Raw genomic sequence first — 8,581 nt, forward strand, 5'->3', positions numbered from 1 at the left:
GGGGCGGCGCGATCATGCAAACCGGCATCACCATGTCTTCTGGGCAGGGCGCCGCCTCAGGAGGGCTCGCCATGCTTGACGTGATCGTTCTGATCGCCATGGCCATCACCGCGGCCGCGTTTGCAGCCGGGCTGACCTTTCAGGCCGGTCTGCCGCTCTTGCCGGTTCTAATCGGCACGGCGGCGCTGTTTCTGGTCATGGCCGCGTCGTTCCTCGGGACGGGGCGCGGAGCGCGCGGTGGCGGCGCCGGCGGCGACCGCCTCGGCGAGCTCGAAGAAGCCCTCGAAATCATCGACACCGATTTGCAGCGTCTCGACCGGGTCGAGGACAATCTTTCACGCCTTGACGGTCTCACCGACAAGGTGGAGCGGCTGGACCAGGCGGTTGCCGGCGGCGCGCTGGGAGATGTCGCTGGTGGCCACGCAAATACCGCCTTCGCCGGCGAGATCGAGAACGTTTATGCGCGGATCGAAGCATTGCGCACCGAGGTTCAGGCGGAGAATCGTACCGAGCGGGACAGGATCGCCAACGAGCTCGGTGTCCTCGAAGGGCAGATCAAGTCTCTCTCCGGCAATCTTGGGGCCGCGCCGATGATGGAGAAGGCCGGATGGCGCGACCTGCCGCCCGCCCCGCCGCTGGTCACGCTCGAGGAAGAAGTTGAAGTCGAGATCGAGCCTGAGCCTCTCTCTGAGTTGAAGCCGGAGCCGGAGTTGGTTCTGGAGCCAGTGCCCGAAGCTGTCCCGCTAGAGTTGGAGCCAGCGCTGGAAATAGAAGAGCTGGCGGAAGCGGCGGCCGAGGAATTGGAGGCGGCAGAGGAAGAAGAAGCCGGCAACAGCGTCGATGACGAAGCGGGTTTCCCGGCTGCCGCCGTGGTGACGGAGGAGATCGCTGCTGAGATCGACGCTGAACCTGAACCCGAACCCGAACCCATCGCCGCCATGGCCGCCACGAGCTTCCTCGACGACGACGATGACGATGATCGGATGCTCAACATCCTCCGCGAGGGCATCGAGGAGGGGAGGGTCGACCTCTATCTTCAGCCGACCGTGATCCTGCCCGACCGCAAGATTCGCTACTTCGAAGCGCTGACGCGGATCCGGCAAGCGGATGGCACGCTGGTCTTGCCCGGCGAGTATATGCCCGTGGCCAAGCGCTCGGCCTTGATGCCGCTGATCGACAACGTGCTGCTGGTGCGGAGCGTCCAGGTGTTGCGCCGGCTTGGCCCCGACACGCGGATCAAGGGCGTGTTCGGCAATGTCTCCATGCACTCACTGCTCGACTCCGATTATTACCCCGAGTTGATCGAGTTCATGGAGGAGAACAACAGCCTCAGCGAGAACCTGGTTTTCGAGATCAACCAGACCGAGATGCTCGGCCTGACCCAGACCGAACTCAGCTGTCTCGATACTTTGGGCGCGCTCGGCTACACCTTCTGCCTCGACAACGTGGCCGACATCGATGCCGACTTCGGCGCTTTGAGCGACCGCTATTTCCGCTACGTCAAGGTCGGCGCCGAGCGCTTCCTCGGTGGGCCGGGCCGCAAAGCGGCGGATCTGAAGCGGCGTCTGGATGGGCTCGGCATGCAGCTCATCATCGAGAAGGTGGAGAGGGAGGGCGACGTCGCGGAACTGCTCGACCACGGAGTCGAATTCGCCCAAGGCCATCTTTTCGGGGAGCCGCAGCCCATGAACACGGCGCTGTCGAGGGAACTCGAGAACGCCGGCGCGCACTAAACAAAACGGCGCGCCCGCAAGGACGCGCCGTTGGGTGCCTGAGCGGAAGAGTGCTTACTCCTCTTCTTCCTTGTCTCCAGCTTCTTCCTTGCCTCCAGCTTCGTCCTCTGCGTCCTCGCCCGATCCCGGCGGGTAGATCTCGGACTGAAGATCCTCGTCGACCGCCTCGTCTTCCATGTCTTGGACATGGATCACCAACGGTCGGGCTTCGTCCAGGGCAGGCGGTGAGAACGCCTTCGCCGGCTGGTTGAGACCGATAAACCCGAGAGCACACACGCTCGCCAAACCAATCTTAAGTATGAGATGACGCATTTCCGCCTCCATCGCCGAGGCGCGAGGCCCGATGCCTGCGCAATGATTCGGCGTGACGCAAATTTTATCACGCGCCTTGCCCCAGACGCGACGGAAAGCGCGACCAGCGGCGTCCTTGACCCCGATCCCGCAAGCCTCTAACCGAGCGCCATGACCGCAGCGTCTTCCGCCGTCCCCATCGTCGACTCCGTGCAAGATATCGGCAAAGGCTACCGCGCCTGGTTCGTCGATATCTGGGGTGTCATGCACAATGGGCGGACCGCTTTTCCGGAGGCTTCCGCCGCGACGCGGGCATTCCGGGACCAAGGAGGGGTGGTCGTGCTGTTGTCCAACTCGCCGCGGCCGAGCCCCGCCGTACAGGAGCAGCTTCGCGAATTCGGCGTGCCGGATGAGGCTTACGACGCCACGGTCACCTCCGGCGATCTGACGCGTCACGAGCTCGGCAAGCATGCCGGCGCGCAAGTTTTCCATCTCGGGCCCGGGCGCGACCGGGCGATCTTCGACGGGCTCGACGTCGCGCTCAGCGCGCCGGAGGCGGCGGAGCTCATCGTATGCTCTGGCCCATTCAACGACGACGTCGAGACGCCGGACGACTACACGGGGCTCTTGGGCGCCCTCGCCGCGCGCCGGCTCCTCATGATCTGCGCCAACCCGGATCACATGGTCGAGCGGGGACATCGGCTCGTCTATTGCGCCGGTGCGCTGGCGGCGGTCTACGAAACGTTGGGCGGCAAGGTGATCTATGCGGGAAAGCCCCATATGCCGGTCTACGAATTGGCCTTGGAGACCGCCGGGCGCCTTGCGGGCGAGACCCTCGACAGGGAGCGGGTGCTGGCCATCGGCGACGGCCTCAAGACGGATATTGCCGGGGCCGGCAGTTTCGGCATCGATTCCGTCTTCGTGGCGAGCGGGCTCCATGCGCCGGGCGAAGGCGGCGAAGCGCTCGACGCGGCGCATCTGACCGAACTATTCGGGCAGGAGGGCAGGCGGCCGATCGCCGCCACGCGCGGGCTTCAATGGTAAGCGGCTAGTTCTTTTCGCTGAACAGCGCGTCGATCTGTGCTTGATCCGCCTTGCCTACGGGGAGCGCCGGACCTTCGAGCGCGATCTCGGATTGCGGCGTCTGGCTTGGCCCTGGCGCGTCATCGTCATTCAGGCGTCCGGCGATCACCTGGTCCAAGGTCTGAGTGATCTTGGTGACCCGCTGACCCACGAGGTCGTGGAAGCCACACGCCGTCATGATCGACAGGATCGCGCCTCGGCCTTCTTTGCCTCTTCCTTGTCGGCGAGCGCGAGCAAGCCTTCCGCTGAATCGAGGATGCGCGAGGCGGCGTCCTCGGCGGTGGCGCGAATGGCCGCGAGCTCGCGCAGCGTATTCACAAGAGCGGTAATCTCCGCCGCGACCGAATGCGACCCGCAGCCGCAAGCCTTCTGGCCCGGCGGCGTCCGCTTCGCCGTGGTTCCCCCAACCTTTCGACCCATCGAAAAACCCCTCTTTCGAAAAATGTCCTTTTTGACCGAACGGTCCGGTCGGCCCTCTTAGGGAGCGCCGCCAAAGATGGCGTCGATCTTCGATTTCAGCGTCGCGGCGTTGAACGGCTTGACGATGTAGTTGTTCACGCCGGCCTTCTTCGCCGCGATCACGTTGTCGGTCTTGGACTCGGCGGTGACCATGATGAAAGGCGTGCGCGAAAGGCGGTCGTCGGCGCGCACCTCGCGCAGCAACTCGTAGCCGGTCATGGGCTCCATGTTCCAATCGGAGATGATGAGCCCGTAGTCCTTCTCGCGCATCATGTTGAGCGCCGAGGTCCCGTCGCTCGCCTCATCCACATTGGCGAAACCGAGCTGCTTCAAAAGATTCCGAATGATCCGGATCATCGTCTTGTAGTCATCGACGACGAGCACCGGCGTGCTGGGATCGAGTGCCATAACCTTCCTCCGTCTGCCTCAGCCTTCGGCCCGGCTTGCTCTTGTCTGCAAGTCTTCAAAGCACCGAAGGATGCGTTCCCGTCCCGGCCAGCCCGAAACGGGGAGAATTCACCGCAGTAAATCTAAGTGTTAGGCCATGAACGGAGAGTTAAATCGCGGATTTGCCGGATTTTCTCCTCACGGGATTAGGCCCGCCAAGATTATTGCAGCGCAGCAATGGCTTCGCTATTTTGCCCAGCTCATCACACCGACAAACAAGCAGGGAAAGCGCAATGACGAGCACCGCGAACGGTCAGACGAGCCTGGGCCACGGCTACTACTTGGAAGATTTGTCTCCCGGCATGGAGGCCAGCGTCTCCAAGACCATCACCGACGAGGATGTGAGGACCTTTGCCGCGCTGTCCGGAGACGTGAATCCGGTCCATCTCGACGATGACTTCGCGGCCGGCACCATCTTCAAGAAGCGCATCGCCCACGGCTTTCTTACGGGCGCCCTGTTCTCCACCGTGCTCGGCACCAAGCTGCCGGGGCCGGGCTGCATCTATCTGTCCCAGACCATGAAGTTCAAGGCGCCGGTCTATATCGGCGACGAAGTGGTGGCGACCTGCACGATCAGCGCCGTCGACACGGAGAAGGGCCGGGTCACGCTCGCCTGCGTTTGCTCCATCGCCGGCAAGCCCGTCCTCGAGGGCGAGGCCCTGATGATGGTCGACCGCAAGCCCACGAGCCAATAGACCGAGGACGCGAAGGATCTCCGATGGACATCGTCCGCTCCTGGCGGGACACACCGCCCGCTCTCAAGGGCGCGGTTCTGGCCATCGGCAATTTCGACGGCGTTCACCGAGGCCACCAGGCGGTGCTCAATGAGGTGAAGCGCATCGCCGCGGAGGAAGGCCGCCGCGCCGGCGCCGTCATTTTCGAACCGCACCCGCGCGAGTTCTTCGCGCCCAACCAGCCGTTTTTCAGGCTGACGCCGCTGCCGGTGAAGCTCGAGCTCCTCGAGGCGCTCGGCCTCGACGTCACCTTCGTGCTCACCTTCGATAACGCGCTGTCCTCGCTGTCGGCGGACACCTTCGCCGGCGAGGTCGTGGGAGAGGGCTTCGGTGCAAGCCACGTAGTGGTCGGCTACGACTTCACCTACGGCAAGGGCCGGACCGGCTCCGTGGAGCATTTGGCGGCGATTGGCCAGACGGAAGGCTTCGGCGTGGACGTGGTCGCGCCGGTGACGCTTGCAGGCGGCGTGACATTTTCATCGAGCACGATCCGCGACCACTTGCGCCAAGGCGAGGTGCGGGAGGCGGCCGAGCAGCTCGGCTATTGGTGGCGCGCCCGGGGCCGCGTCGGCCACGGTGCGGGGCGCGGCAAGGAGCTCGGCTTTCCGACCCTGAATTTCAAGCTCGCGCCGGGTCAGGATGTGCGTCACGGCATCTACGCCATGCGCGTCCATCACGCGGGCGAGCGCTATCACGCCGCGGGCTATGTGGGGCCCCGCCCCACCTTCGGCGCCGACGAGCCGGTGCTGGAGGCGTTTCTGCTCGACTTCTCGGGCGACCTCTACGACCACGAGGTCGAGGTCGAGTTCATCGATTTTCTGAGGCCGGATCACGCTTTCGACACACCGGAAGCGCTTGCTGCCCAGATGGCGAAGGACTGCGACATGGCCCGCGCCGTGTTGGCGGCGGTCGATGCCGACGATCCCATGCGGCGTTTCACCCTGGGCGCAGTGCTCGCCAACCGGGCACTGGATTGTGGTAAGGCCGGTTGCTAGAACGCCTCGCACATCGAATCGAGGCCTCGGGGCGGAAACAGGGATCATGGTGAGAAAAGCTAAGAGCGGCAAACCGGCCGCCAAGAGCGCGCGCAAGGCCGCCCGCAAGACAAAGCGCGCGGTCAAGCGCAAGACGCTCAAGACCAAGAAGGCCGTCTCCAAGAAGAAGACCGCCAAGCGTGGGGTCGTGAAGCGCAAGACGGCCGTCAAGCGGAAGCCCACGGCCAAGAAGGCCGTCTCCAAGAAAAAAAACGGCCAAGAAGGCCCTACCCAAAAAAGTCAGGGCCAAAAAGCGGACCGTGACCAAGAAGAAGGCTGTCAAAACGTCTTCGAAGCGGAAGCGGCCGCCAAACGCAAGACCGTCAAGACGAAAGCGAAGAGGCCAGCCAAAAAGGCTCCGGCCAAGTCGAGGGCCCGCCAGACCGCGAAACCGAGAAAAGCCGCTGCTCCGAGCAAGGGCGCCGCGAAGCCTGGGAAAGCGCCTGCGAAGAAAGCGGCGCCGGCTAAGAAGGCTGTCGCGCCAAAGACTGTGGCGCCCAAGACGAGCGCGCCCAAGACGATCGTTACGCCGAAGCCGGAAGCCGTCGAGCCGCGGGCCGAGCGCGACTGGAGCGAGACGCTGTTCCTGCCCAAGACCGACTTTCCCATGAAGGCGGGACTGCCGCAGCGCGAGCCGGAGCTGCTGGCGCGTTGGGCCGAGATGCGCCTCTACGATCGCATGCGCGAAGCCGCCATGGGCCGCGAGAAATTCGTCCTCCATGACGGCCCGCCTTATGCCAACGGTCACCTCCATATCGGGCACGCCCTGAATAAGATCCTCAAGGACGTCATCACCCGGTCTCAGTCCATGATGGGCAAGGACGCCAATTACGTGCCGGGCTGGGATTGCCACGGACTTCCCATCGAGTGGAAGGTCGAGGAAGAGAACTACCGCGCCAAGGGCCGGCCCAAGCCGGACCTCTCCGACGCGGCCGCGCTGATCGCCTTCCGCCGCGAGTGCCGCGACGAGGCGGCGAAATGGCTCGAGGTGCAGCGCGAGGAGTTCAAGCGGCTCGGCGTCGAGGGCGACTGGGCGCATCCCTACACGACGATGAGCCACAAGGCGGAGGCGACCATTGCCCGCGAGCTCATGAAGTTCGCCATGAACGGTCTGCTCTATCGCGGCTCCAAGCCCGTGATGTGGTCCGTGGTGGAACGCACGGCGCTCGCCGAGGCCGAGGTCGAGTACCAGGAGATTGAGAGCCCGGCGATCTACGTGAAGTTTCCGGTGCTGTTCGCGACCGATGACAACCCGAACCCGCAGACGCTGCAGCATGCCTCGGTGGTGATCTGGACGACGACGCCTTGGACCATTCCCGGCAACCGCGCCATCTCCTATTCGCCGAACATCGACTACGGTCTCTATGAGGTCACCGAGGCCCCGGACGACAATTGGGTCAAGGTCGGCGAGCGGCTGATTCTGGCTGATGCCTTGGCCGAGACCGTCAAGCAGGCCGCGCGCATCGAAAGCTGGTCGAAGCTCGGCGAGGTGTCTCGCGAGATGCTTCGCCAATCCATGAGCGCGCATCCTTTGCGCGGCGAGAGCGACTATCGCTTCATGGTGCCGCTGCTGCCCGGTGACCACGTCACCGAGGAAGCCGGCACCGGGTTCGTGCACACAGCCCCCGGCCATGGCGTGGATGACTTCGAGGTATGGACCGCCAACGAACGCCTTCTGGCCGAGCGCAATATCGACAAAGCGATCCCCTTCACCGTCGACGAGGCCGGCTTCTTCACCAAGGAGGCGCCGCGCTTCGAGGGTAAGCGGGTGGTCGACGACAAGGGTAAGTTCGGCGATGCCAACGAGGCCGTGATCCGGGCGCTGCAGGAGGCGAACGCACTCGTCGCGCGCGCCCGCTACAGGCACGACTATCCCCATTCCTGGCGCTCCAAGAAGCCGGTGATCTTCCGCGCCACGCCGCAATGGTTCATCGCCATGGACCGCGAGCTCGACGGCGGGCAGAGTTTGCGTGCCCGCGCGCTGGACGCCATCGACGACACGCGCTTCGTGCCGCCGCAAGGCGAGAAGCGCATCAAAGGGATGGTCGATACAAGGCCGGATTGGGTGGTGTCCCGCCAGCGCGCCTGGGGCGTGCCCATCACCGTGTTCGTGCACAAGGACACCGGCGAGGTCATTCCGCGCCGGGATTTCAACGCATCGGCGGAGTTGATCGACAGGATCGTGATGGCCTTCGAGTCCGAGGGGGCTGATGTTTGGTTCAAGGATGGCGCGCAGCAGCGCTTCCTGGATGGGTTGGTGGACGACCCGGAGGCTTGGGAGAAGGTCGACGACATCCTCGATGTCTGGTTCGACTCCGGCTCCACTCATGCGTTCGTGCTGGAGCAGCGGCCGGACTTGAAGTGGCCCGCTTCGCTCTATCTCGAAGGATCCGATCAGCATCGTGGCTGGTTCCAGTCCTCGCTGCTCGAGGCCTGTGGCACGCGCGGCCGCGCGCCCTTCGAGGAGGTGCTGACCCACGGCTTCGTCAACGACGAGGACGGCCGCAAGATGTCGAAATCGCTGGGCAACGTGGTGTCGCCGCAAGACGTCATCCGCCAGTCCGGCGCCGAGATCCTGCGGCTCTGGGCCATGAGCTCCGACTATGCCGAGGATTTGCGCATCGGCCCGGACATCATCAAGGCGAATGTCGACTCCTATCGCCGTTTGCGGAACACGCTGCGCTTCTTGCTCGGCAATCTCGCGCATTACCGCGACGATCTCACCGTGCCGTATCAGGACATGCCCGAGCTCGAACGCTACATGCTTGCGCGGCTCGCCGAGCTCGATGCGCTCGTGCGC

The 8,581-nt window shown here is 64.2% G+C and carries 9 protein-coding genes; 5 read left to right on the plus strand and 4 right to left on the minus strand.

From position 1 onward, the window contains the following. Positions 1–71 precede the first annotated feature (71 nt). On the plus strand, positions 72–1,733 hold the full coding sequence (locus tag AUC71_RS01380) for an EAL domain-containing protein (protein WP_141701362.1): 1,662 nt from the start codon (positions 72–74) through the stop codon (positions 1,731–1,733). A 54-nt stretch (positions 1,734–1,787) separates the two neighbouring features. On the opposite strand, the gene AUC71_RS01385 is transcribed toward AUC71_RS01380, so the two are convergent. Next, positions 1,788–2,045: a hypothetical protein gene (locus AUC71_RS01385; RefSeq protein WP_141701363.1), complete on the minus strand. Its 258-nt coding sequence runs from the start codon at positions 2,043–2,045 to the stop codon at positions 1,788–1,790. A gap of 150 nt (positions 2,046–2,195) precedes the next feature. Between AUC71_RS01385 and AUC71_RS01390 the strand changes: the two genes are divergently transcribed. Beyond that, entirely contained in the window at positions 2,196–3,068 is an 873-nt protein-coding gene (locus tag AUC71_RS01390; protein WP_069622816.1) for a TIGR01459 family HAD-type hydrolase, read from the plus strand. Between the two features lie 4 nt (positions 3,069–3,072). Here the strand turns inward: AUC71_RS01390 and AUC71_RS01395 are convergent, their stop codons facing one another. The 3 genes from AUC71_RS01395 to AUC71_RS01405 are packed head-to-tail and all read right to left on the minus strand — an operon-like array spanning position 3,073 to position 3,974. After that, complete coding sequence (locus AUC71_RS01395; RefSeq protein ID WP_069622817.1) at positions 3,073–3,285, minus strand: hypothetical protein; 213 nt, start codon at positions 3,283–3,285, stop codon at positions 3,073–3,075. Continuing rightward, positions 3,282–3,527, minus strand: a complete 246-nt coding sequence (locus AUC71_RS01400) for a hypothetical protein (protein WP_069622818.1) — start codon at positions 3,525–3,527, stop codon at positions 3,282–3,284. Before AUC71_RS01400 ends, AUC71_RS01395 begins: the two co-directional genes overlap by 4 nt. Before the next feature lie 57 nt (positions 3,528–3,584). Then, positions 3,585–3,974, minus strand: a complete 390-nt coding sequence (locus AUC71_RS01405; protein ID WP_069622819.1) for a response regulator — start codon at positions 3,972–3,974, stop codon at positions 3,585–3,587. Positions 3,975–4,246: 272 nt separating this feature from the next. Between AUC71_RS01405 and AUC71_RS01410 the strand changes: the two genes are divergently transcribed. From AUC71_RS01410 to ileS, 3 genes are all read left to right on the plus strand, one after another. Beyond that, on the plus strand, positions 4,247–4,708 hold the full coding sequence (locus tag AUC71_RS01410; protein ID WP_069622820.1) for a MaoC family dehydratase: 462 nt from the start codon (positions 4,247–4,249) through the stop codon (positions 4,706–4,708). Positions 4,709–4,731: 23 nt separating this feature from the next. Further along, on the plus strand, positions 4,732–5,742 hold the full coding sequence (locus AUC71_RS01415; RefSeq protein ID WP_069622821.1) for a bifunctional riboflavin kinase/FAD synthetase: 1,011 nt from the start codon (positions 4,732–4,734) through the stop codon (positions 5,740–5,742). Positions 5,743–5,788: 46 nt separating this feature from the next. Further along, on the plus strand, positions 5,789–8,581 hold a 2,793-nt coding region (gene ileS, locus AUC71_RS01420), incomplete at its 3' end, for an isoleucine--tRNA ligase (RefSeq protein WP_069622822.1).

The organism is Methyloceanibacter marginalis, from assembly GCF_001723295.1.
Taxonomy (GTDB): Bacteria; Pseudomonadota; Alphaproteobacteria; order Rhizobiales; family Methyloligellaceae; genus Methyloceanibacter; species Methyloceanibacter marginalis.

Bases quoted from the DNA above. Each gene is read 5' to 3' on its own strand.
- AUC71_RS01380 (WP_141701362.1), top strand. From the start codon at position 72: ATGCTTGACGTGATCGTTCTGATCGCCATGGCCATCACCGCGGCCGCG.
- AUC71_RS01385 (WP_141701363.1), bottom strand. From the start codon at position 2,045: ATGCGTCATCTCATACTTAAGATTGGTTTGGCGAGCGTGTGTGCTCTC.
- AUC71_RS01390 (WP_069622816.1), top strand. From the start codon at position 2,196: ATGACCGCAGCGTCTTCCGCCGTCCCCATCGTCGACTCCGTGCAAGAT.
- AUC71_RS01395 (WP_069622817.1), bottom strand. From the start codon at position 3,285: ATGACGGCGTGTGGCTTCCACGACCTCGTGGGTCAGCGGGTCACCAAG.
- AUC71_RS01400 (WP_069622818.1), bottom strand. From the start codon at position 3,527: ATGGGTCGAAAGGTTGGGGGAACCACGGCGAAGCGGACGCCGCCGGGC.
- AUC71_RS01405 (WP_069622819.1), bottom strand. From the start codon at position 3,974: ATGGCACTCGATCCCAGCACGCCGGTGCTCGTCGTCGATGACTACAAG.
- AUC71_RS01410 (WP_069622820.1), top strand. From the start codon at position 4,247: ATGACGAGCACCGCGAACGGTCAGACGAGCCTGGGCCACGGCTACTAC.
- AUC71_RS01415 (WP_069622821.1), top strand. From the start codon at position 4,732: ATGGACATCGTCCGCTCCTGGCGGGACACACCGCCCGCTCTCAAGGGC.